The organism is Streptomyces radiopugnans, assembly GCF_900110735.1.
Lineage (GTDB): Bacteria > Actinomycetota > Actinomycetes > Streptomycetales > Streptomycetaceae > Streptomyces > Streptomyces radiopugnans.
The window spans coordinates 409,884-431,396 of sequence record NZ_FOET01000002.1 but is presented as its reverse complement, the minus strand read 5'-3'; the positions used below and the strand labels follow the sequence as shown (position 1 = coordinate 431,396).

General features: G+C 73.0%; 15 protein-coding genes. 10 read left to right on the top strand and 5 right to left on the bottom strand.

Annotated features, from left to right (window positions below; genetic code table 11):
* Positions 1-11: 11 nt before the first annotated feature.
* Complete coding sequence (locus BMY40_RS06730) at positions 12-1,436, bottom strand: GntP family permease (protein WP_093656444.1); 1,425 nt, start codon at positions 1,434-1,436, stop codon at positions 12-14.
* 576 nt (positions 1,437-2,012) lie between these two features.
* On the opposite strand from BMY40_RS06730, the gene BMY40_RS06725 reads away from it, so the two are divergent.
* On the top strand, positions 2,013-3,008 hold the full coding sequence (locus BMY40_RS06725; RefSeq protein WP_093656442.1) for a glycoside hydrolase family 6 protein: 996 nt from the start codon (positions 2,013-2,015) through the stop codon (positions 3,006-3,008).
* Between the two features lie 32 nt (positions 3,009-3,040).
* Entirely contained in the window at positions 3,041-3,481 is a 441-nt protein-coding gene (locus tag BMY40_RS06720) for a DoxX family protein (RefSeq protein ID WP_093656440.1), read from the top strand.
* Positions 3,482-3,561: 80 nt separating this feature from the next.
* On the opposite strand, the gene BMY40_RS06715 is transcribed toward BMY40_RS06720, so the two are convergent.
* Positions 3,562-4,845, bottom strand: a complete 1,284-nt coding sequence (locus tag BMY40_RS06715; RefSeq protein WP_093656438.1) for an ROK family transcriptional regulator — start codon at positions 4,843-4,845, stop codon at positions 3,562-3,564.
* 413 nt (positions 4,846-5,258) lie between these two features.
* Here BMY40_RS06715 and BMY40_RS06710 point away from each other — a divergent pair, with 413 nt between their 5' ends.
* From BMY40_RS06710 to BMY40_RS06695, 4 genes are all read left to right on the top strand, one after another.
* Positions 5,259-6,947: an ABC transporter substrate-binding protein gene (locus tag BMY40_RS06710; protein ID WP_093656436.1), complete on the top strand. Its 1,689-nt coding sequence runs from the start codon at positions 5,259-5,261 to the stop codon at positions 6,945-6,947.
* Between the two features lie 77 nt (positions 6,948-7,024).
* On the top strand, positions 7,025-8,014 hold the full coding sequence (locus tag BMY40_RS06705; protein WP_093656434.1) for an ABC transporter permease: 990 nt from the start codon (positions 7,025-7,027) through the stop codon (positions 8,012-8,014).
* Between the two features lie 19 nt (positions 8,015-8,033).
* Positions 8,034-9,977, top strand: a complete 1,944-nt coding sequence (locus BMY40_RS28465; RefSeq protein ID WP_245769900.1) for a dipeptide/oligopeptide/nickel ABC transporter permease/ATP-binding protein — start codon at positions 8,034-8,036, stop codon at positions 9,975-9,977.
* Positions 9,974-10,993: an ABC transporter ATP-binding protein gene (locus tag BMY40_RS06695; RefSeq protein WP_093656432.1), complete on the top strand. Its 1,020-nt coding sequence runs from the start codon at positions 9,974-9,976 to the stop codon at positions 10,991-10,993. The genes BMY40_RS28465 and BMY40_RS06695 overlap by 4 nt, the downstream gene beginning before the upstream one ends.
* Before the next feature lie 294 nt (positions 10,994-11,287).
* On the opposite strand, the gene BMY40_RS06690 is transcribed toward BMY40_RS06695, so the two are convergent.
* Positions 11,288-13,486, bottom strand: coding sequence for an alpha-galactosidase (locus BMY40_RS06690; protein WP_093656430.1), 2,199 nt, complete (start codon positions 13,484-13,486; stop codon positions 11,288-11,290).
* A gap of 295 nt (positions 13,487-13,781) precedes the next feature.
* Between BMY40_RS06690 and BMY40_RS06685 the strand changes: the two genes are divergently transcribed.
* On the top strand, positions 13,782-16,286 hold the full coding sequence (locus BMY40_RS06685; RefSeq protein WP_093656428.1) for a glycoside hydrolase family 2 protein: 2,505 nt from the start codon (positions 13,782-13,784) through the stop codon (positions 16,284-16,286).
* Positions 16,287-17,210: a LacI family DNA-binding transcriptional regulator gene (locus BMY40_RS06680; RefSeq protein ID WP_093656426.1), complete on the top strand. Its 924-nt coding sequence runs from the start codon at positions 16,287-16,289 to the stop codon at positions 17,208-17,210.
* 114 nt (positions 17,211-17,324) lie between these two features.
* Here the strand turns inward: BMY40_RS06680 and BMY40_RS06675 are convergent, their stop codons facing one another.
* Positions 17,325-17,690, bottom strand: a complete 366-nt coding sequence (locus BMY40_RS06675; RefSeq protein WP_093656424.1) for a chaplin — start codon at positions 17,688-17,690, stop codon at positions 17,325-17,327.
* Positions 17,691-17,915: 225 nt separating this feature from the next.
* Between BMY40_RS06675 and BMY40_RS06670 the strand changes: the two genes are divergently transcribed.
* The gene (locus BMY40_RS06670; RefSeq protein WP_093656422.1) at positions 17,916-18,725 is read left to right on the top strand and encodes an SDR family oxidoreductase; all 810 of its coding nucleotides are present in this window, start codon (positions 17,916-17,918) and stop codon (positions 18,723-18,725) included.
* Positions 18,726-18,885: 160 nt separating this feature from the next.
* Positions 18,886-19,671 (top strand): VOC family protein, encoded by a 786-nt coding sequence (locus BMY40_RS06665; RefSeq protein WP_245769899.1) that lies wholly within the window; start codon positions 18,886-18,888, stop codon positions 19,669-19,671.
* A gap of 31 nt (positions 19,672-19,702) precedes the next feature.
* On the opposite strand, the gene BMY40_RS06660 is transcribed toward BMY40_RS06665, so the two are convergent.
* Positions 19,703-21,505, bottom strand: a complete 1,803-nt coding sequence (locus BMY40_RS06660) for a RecQ family ATP-dependent DNA helicase (protein WP_281250740.1) — start codon at positions 21,503-21,505, stop codon at positions 19,703-19,705.
* Positions 21,506-21,513: the final 8 nt, after the last annotated feature.

The window sequence follows — 21,513 nt, the reverse complement described above, 5'->3', positions numbered from 1 at the left end:
CGGGGCCGGGGTCAGACCACCGCCCACAGCCCCAGGGCGATCAGGAACGCCGACAGGCCCAGGGTCGTCTCCATCACCGTCCAGGTCCGCAGGGTGGTCTTGACGTCCATCCCGAAGAAGCGGCTCACCAGCCAGAAGCCGGAGTCGTTCACGTGCGAGAGCACCGTGGCGCCCGCCGCGACGGCCACCACCAGCAGGGTGAGCTTCAGATCGCTCAGGTCCGCGGCGCGGGCCGCCCCGGCGATCAGGCCGGAGGCGGTGGTCAGGGCGACCGTGGCCGATCCCTGGGCGACGCGCAGCAGGGTGGCGATCACGAACGCCTGGACGATCAGGGACATGCCCAGACCGGACAGGGAGTCGCTGAGCGCGGTCCCGATGCCGGACAGTTCCAGCACACCGCCGAACATGCCGCCCGCGCCGGTGATCAGGATGATGGAGCAGACCGGCCCGAGGGCGCCGTCGATGATGTCGCCGACCCTCCCCATCGGGGCGCGCGGCCGCCCCAGCACGAGGATCGCGGCGATGACGGTGATCATCAGGGCGATCGGGGTGAAACCCAGCAGGCCCAGGAACTCCACCCAGTCCTCGCCCTCCTCGATGGCGCCCGCGGTGACCAGTGTGCTCAGGACGGTGTCGAAGGAGATCAGCACCAGCGGGATCAGCAGCAGGCCGAGGACCGTGCCGAAGGACGGCGGCCGCTCGCCGAGCCGCTCCTCGCCGGTGCCGTCCGCGCGATCCCCCGCACCGCGCCCGTGGGCGTCGCGCGCCTCGCCGAAGACCACGTCGGGCAGGGAGACGTGGACGCGGGAGCCGAGGAAGCGGGAGACCAGCAGGACGCCGACGTACCACGCCACCACCGCGACGGGCAGGCCCACCAGCAGGGTGAGGCCGATGTCCGCGCCGAGCACCTCGGAGGCGGCGACCGGTCCCGGGTGGGGCGGGACGATGGCGTGCATGGCGGCGAAGGCGCCGGCCGCGGGCAGGGCGTACAGCAGCAGCGAACCGCCGAAGCGCCGGGCCACGGTCAGGATGATGGGCAGGAACACCACCAGCCCGGCGTCGAAGAAGATCGGGAAGCCGAAGAGGAGCGCGGCCGCTCCCAGCGCCAGCGGGGCCCGGCGCTCCCCGAAGCGGTTGATCAGGGTGTCGGCCAGTACCTGGGCGCCGCCGGTGATCTCCAGCAGCCGGCCGAGCATCACTCCGAAGGCGACCAGGAGGGCCACCGAGCCGATGGTGTCGGCGAAGCCGAACATCAGGACGTCGGGGATGTCGGCCAGGGGGAAACCGACCGCGACAGCGGTCACCGCGCTCACCAGGACCAGCGACACGAAGGCGTGCAGTCTCACCTTCATGATCAGGAACAGCAGCAGGGCCACGGCGCCCGCGGCCATCAGCAGCAGCGTCGTCGTTCCGTAGGCCGGGTCGATCGCTTCCACGAACCACTCCGTTTTCGTGTTCGCATCGCCGGTCGCCCCGCCCGCGACGGCCGGCGGCGGTCAGGGACACCGCCACCCTGCCCCCGGCGCACTCCTCCTGACAAGTGAGGGGAGGGGGGAGCCGGAAGTGCCGGGCGGGGCGGAGGGGCGCTCCGGACCTGCTTTTGGGATCGCTCCCATGGAGGTGTCGGCGAGGGGCGGCGTCCCCGGGAGGTGTCGCGATGCCCCTTCTGTTGCCGCATGCCTGTTCAGGCGGGCGTCGCCGTTCGGCTACCGTGCAGTTTCCCTTGACTCGGACCCCAGTGTCGCTACTCTCTTTGGGAGCGCTCCCATGCAGTGGTCCAGATCACATGCTCCGGATCGGCGGTCGGCCGCCGACGGTCGGCGTCCACCGCGGCACCGCACCGCCGATCCGGTGACCGTGCTCTCCCGGCCCCCACGCCCGGCCGAGCCCCGGGCTTCCACATGGCATGGACACACTCCGTCCAGGTCGTGCGGAAGCGGGGACCGGACTGTCCGGAGTCGCGACGGGCCGCCGGCGAACAGCGGTCCGTGTCCCCCCACCGAGGAGTACGCATGCTCCGCAAGACCCTTCCACCGACCGGTCGCGCGCTCGCGCTGGCCGCGGCAGCGCTGGCGGCCGCCGGCGCGGCGCTGCTCCTGCCGGGCGAGGCCGCGCAGGCGACCGCCGACGCGGCCTCGCCCTACTACGTCAATCCCGACACCCAGGCCGCCCGCTGGGTGGTGGCCAATCCGGGAGACTCGCGCGCGCCCGTGATCCGCGACCGGATCGCCTCCGTCCCGCAGGGCCAGTGGTTCACCACGACCAACACCGGCACGGTCCGCGCCGAGGTGGACTCGCTCGTCACGGCCGCCGAGGAGGCGGGCGGGATCCCGATCCTGGTGGTCTACAACATGCCCAACCGCGACTGCGGCGGCGCCAGCGGAGGCGGGGCCTCCAGCCACTCCGCCTACCGGCAGTGGATCGACGAGCTGGCCGCCGGGCTGGAGGGCCGGCCGGCCGCCATCGTCGTCGAGCCGGACGTCCTGGCCCTGATGACGAACTGCCAGAGCGCCGAGCAGCAGGCCCGGACCCGGGAGTCGATGGCCTACGCGGGCAAGGCGCTCAAGGCGGCCTCGTCCCGCGCGAAGGTGTACTTCGACGCCGCGCACTCGAACTGGCACCCGCCTGCGGAGATGGCCTCCCGGCTGAGGGCGGCCGGCATCACCGAGAGCGCCGACGGCATCTCCACCAACGTCTCCAACTACAACCGCACCGCCGACGAGACCGCCTACGCCAAGGCGGTCCTGGACGCGATCGGATCACCGGACCTGCGTGCGGTGATCGACACCAGCCGCAACGGCAACGGGCCCGCCGGAGGCCAGTGGTGCGATCCGTCGGGGCGGGCGATCGGCACCCCGACGACCGACCGGACCGGCGACGAGAGGATCGCCGCATTCCTGTGGGTCAAGCTCCCCGGCGAGGCGGACGGCTGCGCCGGGCCGGCCGGGCAGTTCATCCCCCAGCTCGCTTACGACATGGCCGTCGCGGCACCCGCGAGGACGCGGTGAGCGGCGGCAGGACGGCCGAGAGAGGACACCTGATGGAACTGCTGGACAGGTACAGGGACCATGTGCTCGGGCTCTACCGGATCGTGGTGGGGCTGCTGTTCGCCTGCCACGGAGCGGCGACCCTTTTCAACGTGCTCGGCGGACCCCACGGCGGCCAGGTGCCCGGGGTCGGCCAGTGGCCCGCCTGGTGGGCCGCCGTCATCCAGCTCGTCGGGGGCGGCCTGGTGATGCTGGGCGTCGGCACCCGTGTCGCCGCGGTGCTCTGCTCGGGCTCGATGGCGTACGCCTACTTCGTCAAGCACCAGGCCGACGCGCTCTTCCCGATACAGAACGGTGGGGAGGCCGCGGCGATGTTCTGCTGGGCCTTCCTCCTCATCGCCGCGCTCGGCCCCGGCGCGTGGGCGCTGGGCTCGCTGTTCGCGCGCACCGCGCGCGCCGGCCGCGGCGAGGGGGTGCGGGTCACCGCCGCCTGAGGGGTACGGCCGTCGCCGGGCTCCGCGGGACCGCCGCGGGGCCCGGCCGCGCCGCGGCGTACGGACCGGCACGGACCGTCTCAGGCGCTGGACCGCTCCACCGGGGCGGGCTCGGAGTCCCTGAGGTTCTCCGGCAGGCGCAGCCCCTGGCGCAGCGGTACGAGCTCCGACTGCAGCACCATGGCGGCGGCGCCGATCGCGGGCGCGGTGGCGGCCGACCGGGAGAGCCGGACGGCGACCGGGTGCGCCGCGCGGGAGAAGAACGCGCGGTCCAGCTCCTCGCGCACCACCGGCAGGTACACCGATCCCGCGATCGCCAGGCTCGGGCCGGTCAGCACCAGCAGTTCCAGGTCCATGATGTTGGCCAGCGTGCGGGCGGCCACCGCCAGGTAGCGCGCCGAGCGCTCCAGCAGGGCGCGTGCCCCCGGTTCGCCGCGGCGCGCGGCGCGGGTGACGGCCGCGAAGTCCGCCGTCACCGACGCCCGGCGGCGCCCGGAGTCCCCGTCCAGCCCGGCCGCGCGGGCCAGTGCCCGGTCGGCGCGGGCGGCGGCGACGACGGCGGAGGGCCCGGCCAGGGCCTCGACGCAGCCCCGGGCCCCGCACCAGCACTCCGGGCCGTCCACGGCCAGGCAGCTGTGGCCGATCTCGCCCGCGTTCCCGCTGGCGCCGCGGTAGGTCATTCCGTCGACCAGCAGGCCCGCGCCGATGCCGGTGCCCATGTAGAGCGCGGCGAAGGTCGCGGCCGCGCCGACGCCGCCGGACCAGTGCTCACCGAGGGCCGCCGCCGTGGCGTCGTTGTCGGAGACCACGGGCAGCCCGGTGGCCTCCTTCAGGGCCCGGTCGAGGGGGAAGTCCTCCCAGTGCCGCATCAGGGGCGGGGTCAGCCGCATGCCGCTGGTGGGGGTCAGGGGGCCGGGGGAGACCAGGCCCAGGCCCAGCACCCGTTCGCGCCCGACGCCGACGCCCTCGATGAGGGCGCCGACCTCGCCGGCCATGCGCTCGACGACGGCCGGGGGGTCCTCGGCCCCCGCGCCCGCCCGGGACATCCGGGCGACGACCGAGCCGCCGAGGTCGGTGAGGACGTAGGTGATGCCCGCGTGGTCGAGGTGGACTCCGACCGCGTACCGGGAGGACTGGTTGAGCTGGAGCAGGACGCGGCGCTTGCCGCCGGTGGACTCCGCGCGCCCGGTCTCCACCACCAGCCCGTCGTCGATGAGGCGGCGTACGACGGTCGAGATCGTCGCGCCGGTGAACCCGGTGGCGTTGATGAGGCCGACCCGGCTGATGGTGCCCGCCGCGCGGATCACGTCGAGGACGGCCGCCCTGCTGCTCGCGTGGGCCGTGGCCCGAGCCGGTCCGCTCACTGGTTCCTCCACCCGCGGCCCCGCCGCGGCGGGATCGCTGTCGATGTGCTCCGCGCGGTCCGCGCCGCGCGTGTACGGACCGTTAGTTTATTTGCCTATCGAACACGGGCAAGTGCCCGCCCGGACGGGCGTCCGCACACCCCTGGCGCCCGGCGCCTCTTCCCGGGAACGGCCCCCGCCAGGCGTCTTCCCTCGTATTCTTCCCCGTACTTCTCCCGGTGCCGGGGCGGCCGCCTCCCGGGCCCCGTCCAGCTCTTGGTCTCACTTGCGTCTCTGTGCCCCTGGGGCGCCGCAGGAGTATTGACTTTCTTTCTTCGGCGACTTAAGAATCGCCCCACTGAGCGACCCGCCGCCCCCGAGGCGGTCGAACGGCACACGGACGTGCCCCTCCAGGACGAGAGGAACCATCCACCATGTTCCAGCAAGCAAGACGCCGCCGCGCGCGCGTCGCAGCGGCCGGGATGGCCGCGATCGCCCTGCTGGCCACGGCCTGCTCGGGATCGGGCGGCAGCGGCGGCGGCGCCAAGGACGAGACCCTGGTGGTCTTCACGGGGCAGGCGGGCGACTACCAGGCCAACTTCAACCCGTTCTCGCCGACCATGAACGAGGGGGCGGGCACGATCTTCGAGTCGCTCTTCTACTTCAACCAGGTCCGCGACGAGCCGGCCGAGCCGCTGCTGGGCACCGAGTACTCCTGGAACGAGGACGGCACCGAGCTCTCGGTCACCCTGCGCGAGGGCGTCAAGTGGTCGGACGGCGAGGCGTTCACCGCCGACGACGTCGTCTTCACGCTGGACATGATCTCCAAGTACAAGGAGATGAACGGCACCGGCTACAAGGGCAGGGCCGAGGCCGTCGACGACACCCATGTGAAGATCACCTTCGACGAGCCGTCCTACATGGACGGCCCGCAGATCCTGGGCAAGATCTTCATCGTCCCCGAGCACGTCTGGAAGGCGTTCGAGGAGCCCTCCAAGAACACCGTCACCAAGCCCGTCGGCACCGGCCCCTACCTGCTGGGCGACTTCAAGGGCCAGGCCTTCACGCTCAAGGCCAACCCCGGCTACTGGGACGGCGAGCCCGCCGTCAAGCAGGTCCGCTACATCGCCCTGTCGGGCAACCAGGCCGGCGCGGACGCCCTGAAGGCGGCGAAGATCGACTGGCAGACCGGCCCGGTCCCGGACATGAAGAACGTCGAGAAGAACTACCCGGGTTACAAGGCCGTCACCGTCCCGATCAACCAGACCGCCCTGATGACCTGCTCCGACGCGGAGATGGGCTGCGAGGGCCCGCAGACGGACCCCGCGGTGCGCAAGGCGATCTACTACGCCATGGACCGCTCCCAGATCAACTCGCTGGCCTTCCAGGGCACCTCCAGCCAGATATCGCCCGGATTCGCGCTGGTGGAGAGCAACGAGGAGCTCGTCTCGGAGAAGCTCAAGGAGAACCTGGCCCCGATGAAGCCGAACGTCTCCAAGGCCACGCGGCTGCTGGAGCAGGCCGGCTACACCAAGGGCCCGGACGGCATCTACGCCAAGGACGGCAGGGAACTCTCCCTGACCGTCCGGGTCGTCTCCGGCTGGACCGACTACATCACCGCCGTCGACACCATGGCCGAGCAGCTCAAGAAGGCCGGCATCAAGCTGACCTCCCAGCAGTCCTCCTGGAACGAGTGGTCCGAGGCCCGTGGCCAGGGCAAGTACCAGCTGCTGATCGACTCGCTGTACCCCGGGCCGACGCCCGACCCCTACTACACCTACAGCTACTTCTTCAGCAGCGAGACCACCGCCAAGGTCGGCGAGACGGCGAACCCGAACTTCGCCCGCTACAGCGACCCGCGGGTGGACAGGGCGCTGAAGGAGCTGAAGAGGATCTCGCCCGAGGCGGCCGAGCAGCGCCAGAGGCAGTACGACGTCATCCAGACCCGGATCGAGGAGGACATGCCCTACATCCCGATCCTCACCGCCGGCACCACCAGCGAGTACCACGCCTCCAAGTTCGAGGGCTGGCCGACGGAGTACAACCTCTACGCCGTCCCGGCGGTCTGGAGCCGCCCCGACCAGGCCCAGATCTACAAGGCCCTCAAGCCCGCCGGCAAGTGACGGCCCGGCGGCCGGCACGGCGGTGACACGGCAGTGAACGGTTCCGAGGAGAGGCACACAGTGATAGGCGGAGATCGGTGAGGTACTACGCCCGGAAGCTCGGGTTCTATCTGGTCGCCCTGTGGGCGGCGCTGACCCTGAACTTCTTCATCCCGAGGATGATGCCGGGGAACCCGGTGGACACCCTCATGGCGAAGCTGCAACAGCGAGGCGGCGCAACCGACCCGTCGGTCCGCAGATCCTACGAGCTCCTCCTCGGAACCGACACCGGCGAACCGCTGGTGACCCAGTACTTCTCGTACCTGGCCAACTTGTTCCGCGGCGACCTGGGCATCTCGGTGAGCGTCTTCCCGGCGGAGGTCGCCACCGTCATCGGGGACGCGCTGCCCTGGACGATCGTGCTGGTGGGCATCGCCACCCTGCTGTCCTTCCTGCTCGGCGTCGGGCTCGGCGCCGTCGTCGGGTGGAAGCGCGGCTCCTGGCTGGACTCGCTCATCCCGGCCACCACCGTGCTCGCGGCGGTGCCGTACTTCTGGCTGGCGCTGATCCTGGTCGCGATCTTCGCCACGGCCCTGAGCTGGTTCCCGCTCAACGGCGGGTACGACGTGATCCTCACCCCGGGCTGGGACGGCGAGTTCATCGCCTCGGCGGTCTACCACGGCACCCTCCCCGCCCTGACGATCGTGATCTCCTCGGTGGGCGGCTGGCTGCTGGGGATGCGGAACATGATGGTCTCGACGGTGTCGGAGGACTACATCCTCACCGCCCAGGCCAAGGGACTGCGCGACCGGCGCATCATGACCCGCTACGCCGCGCGCAACGCGGTCCTGCCGTCCGTCGCCGGCTTCGCGATCTCCCTCGGCTTCGTGGTCTCCGGTTCGGTCATCACCGAGCAGGTCTTCTCCTACCCCGGCATCGGGTCGAGGCTGCTGCAGGCCGTGGAGAACAACGACTACGCCCTGATGCAGGGGATCTTCCTGGTCATCACGGTGGCCGTGCTGGGCGCCAACCTGGTCGTCGACCTGCTGTACGGCCTCATCGACCCCCGCACCCGCGCCGGCAACTGAGAGCTGAGGAACCGACACCGTGACGAACATCAATCCGCCCGCCGAGACCGCCGGCGCGGCGCCGGACACCCCGGCCGGCACCACCGGCGTCTCCCCGGCCCCCCGGCGCCCCGGCTCCGGCGGCTGGCGCTCCCTGGTGCCGCGCTGGTCGCCCAAGCTCGGGATCGGCCTGGGCCTGGTGGGCGCCATCGCCCTGTTCGGGATCCTCGGACCGCTGCTGACCGGCGACCCCGACACCATCCGCAACATCAGCATGACCCCGCCCGGCGGCGAGTTCTGGCTGGGCACCACCCAGACCGGCCAGGACGTGCTGGCCCTGCTGGCCCACTCCACCCGCGGCTCACTGCAGATCGGTCTGCTGGTGGGCGTCCTGGCCACCTTGCTCTCCGCGGTCTTCGGCGTCATCGGCGGCTACGCCGGCGGCGCGGTGGACGAGGGCTTCTCCCTGTTCTCCAACGTGATGCTGGTGATCCCCGGCCTGCCGCTGGTGATCGTCATCGCCGGCTTCGTCCCCGCGGAGCAGCGCGGCTGGTGGACCATCGCGGTCGTCCTGGCGATCACCGGCTGGGCGGCCTCCGCCCGGGTGCTGCGCGCCCAGACCCTCTCCCTGCGCAACCGCGACTACGTCGCCGCGGCGAAGGTGGCGGGCGAGAAGCCCTGGCGAATCGTTTCCGTGGAGATCCTGCCCAACCTGCTGCCGCTGATGGCCTCGCAGTTCGTGTTCGCCGTCATCCTGGCCATCCTCAGCGAGGCGGGCCTGTCCTTCCTGGGTCTGGGCGCCTCGGGCTCCGACACGCTCGGCACGATGCTCTACTACGCCCAGAACGGCTTCGCCCTCCAGCGGGAGGCGTGGTGGTGGTTCGGCCCGCCCGGCCTGATCATCGCGCTGTTCGGCTGCGGCCTCTCCCTGATCAACTTCAGCATCGACGAGATCATCAACCCCAAGCTGCGCACCGTCCCGGCCGCATCCCGCCGCACCCGCGGGGGCGGGAGCGCCGGAGGGCGCAAGACCCGTACGGCCGCGGCCCGTTCCGTCACCGGCCGCGAGGACTCCGGCCGGGACGCCGTCCTGACGGTGGAGAACCTCAACGTGGCCTACCGGGGCGAGAAGCCCACCCACGCCGTCAAGGACGTCTCGCTCACCCTCGGCCGCGGCGAGATCCTCGGCCTGGCCGGGGAGTCCGGCTGCGGCAAGACCACGCTCGCGTACGCGATCAACCGGCTGCACCGGCCGCCGGCCGAGGTCACCTCGGGATCGGTCGTCTTCCACGACCGCGACGGCTCCGACCTCGACCTGCTCGCCCTGGGCAAGGAGGAACTGCGCGCCTTCCGCTGGTCGAAGCTGTCGATGGTCTTCCAGGGCGCGATGAACGCCCTGAACCCGGTCATCTCCATCCGGGCCCAGCTGGAGGACGTGCTCACCACCCACCGCCCCGGGATGTCCGCGCAGGCCCGCCGCGAGCGGTGCGCCGAGGTGCTCCGCCTGGTCGGGGTCGATCCGAGGCGGCTGGACTCCTTCCCGCACGAGCTCTCCGGGGGCATGCGGCAGCGTGTCATGATCGCCATGGCGCTGCTGCTCGACCCCCAGGTGATGATCATGGACGAACCCACCACCGCCCTCGACGTGGTGGTCCAGCGCGGCATCCTGAGGGAGATCCTGCGCTTCCGCGACGAGTTGGGCTTCGCCGTCGTCTTCATCACCCACGACCTGCCGCTGCTGCTGGAGCTGAGCGACCGCATCGCGGTCATGCGCGACGGCGAGGTGGTCGAGTACGCCACCGCCGACGAGATCCACCACGACCCGAAGCACCCCTACACCCGCAGGCTGCTCGACTCCTTCCCCAGCCTCACCGGCGAGCGGGGCGCGTTCATCCGCACCGGGGAGTCCAGCGCCCGCGAGCGCACCGGCACCGGCACCGGCACCGGCACCGAAACGATCGTGAAGGAGGCGGGCTCGCGATGACGACGCTCGAAGTACGCGGCCTGACCAAGGACTTCTCCATACGCTCCGGCCTGCGCCACTCCCGTTTCCGCGCGGTTGACAACGTTTCCTTCACCCTGGCCCCCGGCAGGACGGTCGCACTGGTCGGTGAGTCGGGGTCGGGCAAGTCGACGGTCGCCCGCATGATCGCCCGTCTGGAGAAGCCCACCGCGGGCGGGATCACCGCCACCGGCCCCGACGGGAGGCGGGTGGCCGACCGTGCCTACCGCGACCATGTGCAGATGGTCTTCCAGGACCCCTTCGCCTCGCTCAACCCCTTCCACACCGTCGAGCACCACCTGGCCCGTCCGCTGAAGCTGCACGGCAGGGCCCGCGGGAAGGCGGAGGTCGCACAGAAGGTCGAACAGCTCCTGGAGCGCGTCAATCTGACCCCGGCCGCCGACATCGCCCAGCGCCGTCCCCACGAGCTGTCCGGCGGCATGCGCCAGCGCGTGGCCATCGCCCGGGCCCTGGCGCCCGGAGCCCAGGTCGTCATCGCCGACGAGCCGGTCTCCATGCTGGACGTCTCCATCCGGCTGGGCGTGCTCAACCTGCTCGCCCGCCTCCAGCGCGAGGACGACCTCGCGGTCCTCTACATCACCCACGACCTCGCCACCGCGCGGCACTTCTCCGACGACATCCTGGTGATGTACCGAGGGCGTGTGGTGGAGAGGGGGCCGGCGGACGAGGTCATCCTCAATCCGCGGCATCCGTACACCAGGATCCTGGCGGCCGCCGCGCCCAACCCCGACGCCCGCGACCGAGCCCGGCTCACCGAGGCGCTGGGCATCGAGCCGGCGGGCGGCTCCACCCTCCCCGGCGACGATCCGGGCTGCACCTTCCGGGACCGCTGCCCCATGGCGTTCGAGGCCTGCACCCGTATGCCGGAGGACTTCGAGGTGGGTTACGACCACTACGCGAAGTGCTGGCTGCGCCCCGGGGCCGACTCCGCCGACCGCGCCGGCCGGCCGGCGGCCGAGGGAACGGCCACCGCGTAGGCCCGCCCGGCGGTACGGCACGTCGCCGGCCGCCGGGACCAGCGCTTCCCGGTCCCGGGCCCCGGCGGCCCGGGACCGCGCACGCCCCGCGCACGCCCCGCGGGCGGTCCGCCCGCGGGGCCGCTCACGGCGACGAGGAGTGCCGAGGTGTCCCGGGTCCCCGCGTCCCGTCCGCACGCCCCGTGCCCGCCCTGCCGGTGCCCGGCGCGCACCGGGATCGCGAGGCGTGCCCCGTCCGCGCGCCGGTGCTCGGTGGCGGGCCGGCCTTCGCCGGTCCGCCACCGAGCGCACGGCTCACACCCGGGTCGCGCGCAGCAGCACCAGCCGCTCGGGGTGGAGCACCGGGGCCTGGAGCCCCGCGGCCGCCAGCACCCGGCCCGGCAGCCGCACACCCTCCGGCGTCCACCAGGGCAGGCGGACGCCCCAGTGGTGGGCGTTGCCGTCCGGCAGGTCGCCGGGGGCCTGCGGCCGCACCCGGTAGACGGCGTCCGCGTCCAGCCCCGGCAGCCGGATCGCACCGGCCGGGTACATCGCGGAGGAGGCGGTGGCGACGAGGGCGTACACCGCGTCCGAGCCGTCCTCGGCGACCACCCCGTGCAGCCGGTGGGCCGGGTCCGGGTGGTCGGCGTGGACACGGACGCCGGTGTGGAGCAGGCCGCGCAGCTCCTTGTAGAGGTCCACCCACTGCGCCAGCCGCGCCAGCTCCTCCGGCGCGGCGGCGGTCAGGTCCCACTCGATGCCGAAGTGCCCGAACAGCGCCGTGCCCGCCCGGAAGTCGACCGGGTGGCGGCGCCCGGTGGTGTGCGCGACGTCCGACCCCACGTGGGTGCCCATGAGTTCGAGGGGGATCAGGGCGTTCGTCCAGCGCTGGATGGTCTGGCGCTCCAGGGCGTCGATGCAGTCCGAGACCCACACCCGGTCGGTGCGCTGGAGGATCTCCAGGTCCACCCGTCCGCCGCCGGAGGAGCAGGACTCGATCTCCACCCCGGGGTGGCGGCGGCGCAGCTCGTCCATCAGCCGGTAGACCGCCCGGGTCTGGCCGTGCACGCCGGCGCGGCCGGTGGGCCGGTGCCCGGCGTCCACCAGGTCCCGGTTGTGGTCCCACTTCAGATACGCGATGGGGTACGCCTCCAGCAGCTCGTCCAGGCGCCCGAGGATGTACGCGAACGCCTCCGGGCGGGCCAGGTCGAGGACCTGCTGGTGGCGGGCCGCGCCGGGCAGCCGGTCGCCGGCGGCCATGACCCAGTCGGGGTGGGCGCGGGCCAGGTCGGAGTCCTCGTTGACCATCTCCGGCTCGACCCAGAGGCCGAACTGCATGCCCAGGCCGGTGACATGACCGGTCAGCGGGCCCAGTCCGTCCGGCCACACCTCGTCCGAGACGTACCAGTCGCCCAGGGCGCGCCGGTCGTCGCGGCGCGAGCCGAACCAGCCGTCGTCCAGGACGAAGCGCTCCGCGCCCACCGCGGCGGCCGCGTCGGCCAGGGCGCGCAGCCGGTCCAGATCGTGGTCGAAGTAGACCGCCTCCCAGGTGTTGAGGGTGACCGGCCGGGGCGTGGAGGGGTGGTGCGGGCGGGAGCGCAGCCAGCGGTGGAAGCGGGCGGAGACCTCGTCCAGGCCGTGCCGCCCGTAGGAGCCGTACTGCCAGGGGGAGGCGTAGGACTCCCCGGGCTCCAGCACCACCTCGCCGGAGAGCATCAGCTCGCCCGAGCCCAGCAGCGACACCGAGTGGAAGGTGCGCTCGGCGAAGGTGCGGTGGTTGCCGGACCACGCGGTGTGCACGGCCCACACCTCGCCCGAGCGGTTGCCGAAGTCCGCGGTGCCCGCGGCCAGCAGGTAGGCGCTGTCGTAGCCGGTGCGGCCGGTGCGGTTCTCCCGCATCCGCAGCCCCTGGGTGAAGGCGGTGCGCTGCGGGCTGCGTTCGCGCAGGTGGTGCCCGGTGAAGTCCAGCAGCTCGACGGCTTCGGCGGGCACCGGCAGCGTGAGGTTCACGGCGTCGACGGTGAAGGGGGAGGAGCCGCGGTTGGCGACCGTGGCGCGCTGGCGCACCAGTCCGGACGCGGTCAGCTCGATCACCAGCTCCAGATCCAGGGCCGCGGCCTCGTCGCGGGCGAGGACGGTGACGGTGGCGCCGCCTCCGCCGCCGGGGGAGCGGGACCCCTCCGCGGGCCCGGTGAGGGCGGCCTCGCGGACGGCGAAGGCGGTGGAGAAGTCCCGGCCGCCGCGGTTGCCCACCAGGCCGGGGGTGCCCAGCCAGCCGGCCGACTGCTCGGGCAGCACCGAGACCTCGACCGGGCCGTCCACGGAGAAGCCGATGGGCTGCGGCGCCCCGGCCAGCCGCAGGGAGCCCAGCTCCTCGGGGCCGAGCGTGCCGAGGTCGGCACCCCAGTGCAGGACCCGGGGGAGGGTGCCGCCGGTCAGGTCCAGTACGAGGCTGACGCCGGCCGCCCGCAGGTGCGTCACATCGAGGGGAAGGGGAGCGGAACGTGATGCCACGGTGTGTCTCCGTCCTGGCCAACCGGCGCCGGAGGCGCCGTTGACTTACTTTGTTCGGTGGCGTAAGAATCTCGGGCGACGATACTCGGCCCGTGAGGGAGAAATCCACCGGAGGCCGGCCGCCTTTTCCCGTCCGTCCTCCGACCGCCTTCTCTCCGCCCGACTTCGTCTCTCCCGCCCCTTCCCAACCCCGTCTCTCCCGCCCCTTCCCGACCCCCGTCTCTCCCGTCCTCTCCCGGACGCCTTCCCAGAACAGCCGCTCCGCGCCGCGGAGCCGACCAAGGAGTGAGCGCCGATGATCCGCCAAACCCTGCACGACGGCTGGCAGTTGTCGGCGACCGGGGGGCCGGTCCCCGCAGGCGTCGCGGGCCGGACCGTACCGGCCGCCGTGCCGGGCAGCGCCCACCTGGACCTGCTCGCGGCCGGCCTGATCCCCGACCCCTACCTGGACCGGGCCGAGGAGGAGCTGGCCTGGGCCCACCGCACCGACTGGCGCTACACGCTCGCCCTCACGGCCGACGCCGCGGAGCCCGGGGAGCGGGTGGACCTCGTCTTCGACGGCCTGGACACCGTGGCCACCGTCGAACTGGACGGGAAGGTGCTGGGCAGCACGGCCAACATGCACCGCGCCTACCGCTTCGACGTCCGCGACGCCCTGACCGGCGGCACCCAGGAGCTGGCCGTCTCCTTCCGCTCCGCACTGGAGTACGCCGAGGAGGTCGAGCGGAACCTCGGCCGCCGCGACCACGTCTACCCGCACCCCTTCAACATGGTCCGCAAGATGGCCTGCAGCTTCGGCTGGGACTGGGGACCGGACCTGCAGACCGCGGGCATCTGGAAGCCGGTGCGCCTGGAGCGCTGGCACACCGCGCGCCTGGCGCGGGTGCGCCCGCTGGTGACGGTGGACGCCGACGGCACCGGACGCGCCGAGATCCACGTCGACGTCGAGCGCTCCGGCCCGGACGGAGCCGGCGGGGACGCCCCCCTGGAGCTGACCGCCACCGTGGACGGCCGCACCGAGCGCGCCACCGTACCCGCGGGCGAGACGGCCGCGACCGTCACCGTCACCGTCACCGTCCCCGGCGCCCGCCTGTGGTGGCCCGCCGGATACGGAGACCAGCCCCTGTACGGCCTCGCCGTGACCCTCGGCGTCCCCGGGGAGGCCGGCTCCCGGGAGCCGCTGGACACCTGGGAGCGCCGCATCGGCTTCCGGACCGTCACCGTGGACACCGCACCCGACGAGATCGGCACCCCCTTCACCGTCGTCGTCAACGGCAGGCCCGTCTTCGTCAAGGGCGCCAACTGGATCCCCGACGACCACTTCCTGACCCGGATCACCCGCGAGCGGATCGAGCGCCGCGTGGACCAGGCCGTCGGCGCCCACATGAACCTGCTGCGGGTGTGGGGCGGCGGCATCTACGAGACCGAGGACTTCTACGACGTCTGCGACGAGCGCGGCGTCCTGGTCTGGCAGGACTTCCCCTTCGCCTGCGCCTCCTACCCCGAGGAGGAACCGCTGTGGAGCGAGATCGAGGCCGAGGCCCGCGAGAACGTCGCCCGTCTCACCCCGCACCCCTCCCTGGCCCTGTGGAACGGCGCCAACGAGAACATGTGGGGCTTCCGCGACTGGGGCTGGCCCGAGCAGCTCCAGGGCCGCACCTGGGGCCTGCGCTACTACACCGAGCTGCTGCCCTCCATCGTGGCCGAACTCGACCCGACCCGCTTCTACTGCGCCAACAGCCCCTACAGCCCCGGCGCGCCGATCGACGGGACCCACCCCAACGACCAGGACCACGGCACCCGGCACGAGTGGGAGGTGTGGAACCGCGCCGACTACACCCACTACCGCGACCACATCCCGCGGTTCTGCTCGGAGTTCGGCTTCCAGGGACCCCCGACCTGGGCGACCCTGACGCAGTGGATCCACGACGAGCCGATGACGCCGACCTCGCCGGCCTTCCTGCTGCACCAGAAGGCCGAGGAGGGCAACGACAAGCTCGCCCGCGGCATGGCACCCCACCTGCCCGAGCCGAGGACCTTCGAGGACTGGCACTGGGCGACCCAGCTCAACCAGGCCCGCGCGGTCGCCTTCGGCATCGAGCACTTCCGCTCCTGGTGGCCGCGGACGGCCGGGGCGGTCGTCTGGCAGCTCAACGACTGCTGGCCGGTCACCTCCTGGGCGGCGGTGGACGGCGGCGAGCGGCCCAAGCCGCTGTGGTACGGGCTGCGCCACGCCTACGCGCCCCGGCTGCTGACCGTCCAGCCCCGCGACGGCCGGCCCGTCCTGATCGCGGTCAACGACCACGACGAGCCGTGGAGGGGCGAGCTGCTCCTGGAACGGCAGACCTTCGCGGGCATCGCACTGCGGAGCGTTAAGCTTTCCCTCGACGTGCCGCCCCGCTCGGTCGCCCCTACCGAACTGGACACGTCACTGGTCAGCCCGGACGACGCACGCAGGGAGGTGCTGGTGGCCACCGCGCCGGACGCACGCGCCGTGCACCTCTTCGCCGAGGACGTGGAGCTGGACTACGACCCCGCGCCGCTCAAGGCCGAGGCCGTCGCCGTCCCGGGCGGCTACCGGGTGGACGTGAGGGCCTCGTCGTTCGCGCGCGACATCGCGGTCCTGGCCGACCGGGTCGCCCCCGACGCGGTCGTGGACGAGATGCTGGTGTCCCTGCCGGCGGGGGAGAGCCGCTCCTTCACCGTGCGGACCGACGCCGACATCGACCCCGCCGTGCTGACGGAGCCGCCGGTGCTGCGCTCCGCCAACGCCCTGAGCGCTCCGGTGGTGCGGTACTGAGTGGACGCTTCGGAACACACCGGGACGGCGGGCGCCGGGTTCTCGGGAGCCGTCGGGCTGGTGCTCGCGCGTCCCGCGAGGCTGCTGGGCATCGAGCCGTTCTTCATGGAGTTCATCGCCGGCATCGAAGAACGGCTCGCCGAGCGCGGCCTGTCCCTCCTGCTGCACGTCGTGGCGGACCAGGAGGCGGAGATCGCCGCCTACCGCCGGTGGGCGGAGCGCGGGCTGGTCGAGGCGGTCGTGGTGGTCAACCGCACCGTCGACGACCGGCGGCTGCCGGTCCTGCGCGAACTGGGGCTGCCCGCCGTCCTGGCGGGTGCGGGCAGTGACGCCCCCGGAGGCGGAGCGGAGGCGGGCGGCGGCGGAGGCACGCCCATGCCCGCGGTCCGCACCGACGACGCGGGTCCGGTGCGCGAGGCGCTGGCGCACCTGCTCGACCTCGGCCACCGCCGTATCGCCCGGGTCAGCGGCCCGGCGGGACTGCTGCACACCCGTGCCCGCACCGAGGCACTGGTTCAGGGGTGCCGGGAGGCCGGTGTCGAACCGGTGGTCGTCGAGGGCGACTACTCCGACGAGTCGGGGGCCGGGCTCACCGCGGAGCTGCTGCGCCGGCCGGAGCCGCCCACCGCGATCCTCTACGACAACGACGTGATGGCGGTCGCCGGGCTGGGCGCTGCCAAGGAGATGGGCGTCGCCGTCCCCGAGCGGCTCAGCCTGATCGCCTGGGACGACTCGACGATGTGCCGCCTGGCGTCGCCGCCGCTGACCACCATGAGCGTGGACGTGCACCAGTACGGCGTACTGGTGGCCGAGTCGGTGCTGGAACTGGTCGACGGCCTCCCGGTCGCCGAGCGGTGGTCGCCCACCGCCCGGTGCGTGCCCCGGGGCAGCACCGCACGCTGCGCCGTCCCCTCCACCGCCTGACGCCGGGCCCGCCCGGACGGTGGCGCGGGCAGCGAAGACCTCCGGGGAGGAGGCCCGTGCCACGGGCCTCCTCCCCGGAGGTTCCTTAGGATCCGGACTCGGCCGGCGGCGCGGTCAGCGACCGCCGTGGTGCTTCTTGCCGTAGTCCTTCTTGCCGTGGTCCTTCTTGTCGTAGTGCTTCTTCCCGTGGTCCTTCTTGGCGTGGTGCTTCTTGCCGTGGTCCTTCTTGGCCTGGAACTGGTTCCCGTTGATGCAGGTGTTGCCGAAGGCCGGGTTCAGCAGGCCGACGATGTTGACCGTGTTGCCACAGGCGTTGACCGGGATGTGGACCGGCACCTGGACGACATTGCCGGAGATGACGCCCGGGGAGCCGATGGCGGCGCCCTGCGCCCCGGCGTCGGCGGCGGCGACTCCGGCGGAACCGGCCAGAGCGGCACCGGCGGCGGCCGTCACGGCGACAGCCTTGGCAATACGCGACATGAAGAGTCACTCCTTATAGCGAACAAACACCCATCCGCCCGACTGGAGGCGGTGGTGCCGTGACCAACGCCCGACCGCCCTGAAGGTCACCACGATTAGGCCGAATGGTGGTCAAAAGGCGGCCCGGAGGCGGCCTTGGCGGCCCCGCCGCCGGGGGACGAGGCCGTTTCGCCGCAAGGCGCCCGGGTACCGGAACCCGGCCCGGGAACCGATCCAGGAGGTCTGATGAACGCACACAGCGAATCCCCCGCCCGCGTCGCGGTGATCACGGGTGCGGACTCGGGGATCGGCCGCGCCACCGCCGTACGCCTGGCCGAGCAGGGGATGGACATCGGCATCACCTGGCACGAGGACGAGGAGGGCGCGCGGGAGACGGCCGAGGAGGTGCGTTCCCACGGACGCCGGGCCGCCGTCGAGCGGATGGACCTCACCGACCTGCCCGCCGCGGTCGACGCGGTCGACCGCCTCGCCGACGAACTCGGCAGGATCGACGTCCTGGTCAACAACGCCGGCACCGGCACCGCCACCCCCTTCCTCGACATCGGCCTCGACACCGTCCGGCAGGTACTCGACGTCGACCTCGTCGGCCCCTTCCTGTGCGGGCAGCGCGCCGCCCGCCGCATGATCCGGCAGGGCGACGGCGGCAGGATCGTCAACATCACCAGCGTCCACGAGCACCAGCCGCGGGTGGGGGCCGCGCCCTACTGCGCGGCCAAGGGCGGACTCGGCCTGCTCACCCAGGTCATGGCCCTGGAACTGGCCGCCGACAGGATCACCGTCAACGCCGTCGCGCCCGGCGAGATCGCCACGCCGATGACCGGCCAGGAGGACACCGACGTGACCACCGAGAAGCGGCCCGGCATCCCCGCGGGGCGGCCCGGCGACGCCCGCGAGGTGGCGGCCGTGGTCGCCTTCCTCGCCGGGCCGGACGCCGCCTACGTCACCGGCGCGTCGTGGGCGGTCGACGGCGGCATGCTGCGGATGGGCCCGCAGGCCGGCTCCCACCTGGAGAGCGACTCCTGGCGCCGCCCCTGAACGGCCCCCGCCGGGGACGGCCGTTGCCCCGGTTGGTGGACGCCGGTTTCCCACCGGCGCCGCGAGAGGGCAGCATCGGTCTGGCGGGAGGGAGCCGCGGCAGCCCGGAGAAGACGGCCCGACGAGACGGCCCGGACGAGAGACGGTGTGGTGATCGGCCGTGACGGAGACCGAGCGCGTGCCGCAGGGCGCGCCCTGCTGGGTCACCCTGCTGGCTCCCAACCTGGAGGCCGCGCAGAACTTCTACGGCGAACTCTTCGGCTGGCGGTACCGGCCGGGCTCGCAGCGGCTCGGCCACTACGTGGTCGCGCTGGCCGGGGACGTCCCGGTCGCCGGACTGGGCGAGGCCAAGGACAGCCTGCGCACCCTCACCGCCTGGACCGCGTACTTCGCCTCCGACAGCGTCGACGTCGCGGCCGGGCGGGTGCGCGAGCGCGGGGCGACCGTCGCCGTGGGACCGGTGCGGTTCGCCTCCGGCCGGGTGGCGTGGGCGGCCGATCCGGCGGGGGCGGTCTTCGGGATCTGGGAGGGCGGGATCGACCCGGAGTGGCAGGCCGGGAGCAGGGTCAACGCCCCCTCCTGGCTGGAGCTGCTGACCCGCGACGCCTTCGCCGCCGCGCTCTTCTACGGTGAGGTGTTCGGCTGGGACAAGGGGGACCCCGAGCGCTACGACATCCGCTACGAGCACGACCGGGTGATCCTGCGCATCGACAAGCGCACCGTGGCGGGGCTGAGCGGCGGAGCGGTGGAGGACGCGCCCGACCCGCGGGTGCGGCCGCACTGGCACGTCCACTTCCGCGTCGAGGACGTGGACGCGGCGGCGGTGAAGGCGGAGGCTCTGGGAGCCGAGGTGGTCTCCGCCCCGGCCGACACCCCCTCGGGGCGGCAGGCGGTCGTCCGGGACCCGCAGGGCGCCCTGTTCTCGGTCGAGAACCGGGCGCCCTGAGCCCGCGGGCCGGGCCACCGGGGTGCGCGGGTCAGCCGCCCTCCTCGTCGGGGCCGTCCGCCTCCTCGTCGAGGGCGAGCAGTCCCTGCCCGACCACGGCGTCCAGAGACAGGGTGCGGTAGCCGACCGTGTCGAACAGGACGGTGATCCGGTCCTCCTCCTCGCTCATCACCAGGCCCTCGCCCCACTCGCGGTGGCGCACCCGCGCCCCGGTGCGGAACCGGCCCGCGTCCGGTCGCGGACCCTCCTCGACACGGGGCACGGGCCGGTCGGGCAGGCCGCGCGCCCCCCGCTCCTCGTACCGCTCCGGCTCGCGGCCCTCCCCGTCCCGCGCCCGGTTCCGTTCCTCCTCGGCCGCCAGGCAGTTGTCGCAGTTGCCGCAGGGCGGTTCGTACTCCTCGCCGAAGTACCCCAGCAGGAAGCGGCGGCGGCAGCCGGTGGTCTCGGCGTAGCCGCGCATCATCTCCACCCTCGACCGTTCCAGCCTGTGCCGCGCCTCGGCCAGCTCCGCCGCGCGGTCGGCGGCCTCCTCGGGGTCGGCGTCCCCGGTCGGCACCAGCTCGCCGTCCGGGGTGACGGCCACCGCCCCGGCCTCCTCCAGGAGGTTGACGGCGGCGGTGAGACGGCTGGCGGACAGCCCGGTCCGCTCGCGCACCCGCGACGCGGGCAGCGGGGCACCGCGGCCGTACACCGCTCCGGCGACGTCGGCCAGTGTTCCGGTGTCGGGGCGCCCGGAGGAGAAGAACTTCTGGAGCCCCAGGTCCTCGGACCGGTAGTGCAGCACGGCCGACGCCGGGGCGCCGTCGCGCCCGGCCCGGCCGATCTCCTGGTAGTAGGCGTCCGGCGAGCCGGGTACGGAGGCGTGCAGCACGAACCGCACGTCCGGCTTGTCGATGCCCATTCCGAAGGCGGAGGTGGCCACCACCACGTCCAGCCCGCCGTCGAGGAACGCCTCGTGGGCGCGGGAGCGCTCGGCCGACCGCAGGCCCGCGTGGTAGGCGACGGCCGACAGACCGAGCTCCGCCAGCTGCTCCGCGTACTCCTCCGCCTCCCTGCGCGTGGCGGTGTAGACGATGCCCGGCTTGGCCTCGGCGGCGGCCCGCTCCACCACGGCCCGGCGCTTCTCCGCCTCGTCCAGGAAGCTGCGCACCTCCAGGCGGAGGTTCGGGCGGTCGAAGCCGGCCACGATCCGGGCGGGACGCTCCATGCCCAGGCGCTCGACGATCTCCTCGCGCACGGGAGGGGCGGCGGTGGCGGTCAGGGCGAGGACGGTGGGGCGGCCCAGCCGCCGCGCCACATGCCCCAGGCGCAGGTAGTCGGGGCGGAAGTCGTGCCCCCAGGAGGAGACGCACTGGGCCTCGTCGACCACGAACAGCGACGGCCCGGTCCGCGCCAGCCTCTCCACCACCTCGTCCTTGGCCAGCTGCTCGGGGGAGAGGAGCAGGTACTCCGCGTCCCCCTCGCGCACGGCCCGCCAGGCCTCGGCGGTCTCGCCGGCGCCCTGGGCGGAGTTGACCGCGACGGCCGTCGGGGCGTCCGGCGCCTCGCTCTCCGACAGCCCCTCGACCTGGTCCCGCTGGAGCGCGATCAGGGGGGAGACCACCACGGTGGGGCCGGGCAGCAGTACCGCGGGCACCTGGTAGACGGCGGACTTCCCCGCACCGGTGGGCATCACCACCAGCGCGTCCCGGCCGTGCAGCACCTGTTCCATGGCCTCGGCCTGGCCGGGACGCAGCTCACTCCAGCCGAAGGCCTCCGCGGCGACACGCCCCAGCCGGGCCCGGGCGTCGTCCGGGGAAGGGGGTCCGCGGTCGGCCCCGGTGGCGTCGTGCACGGCGTGCT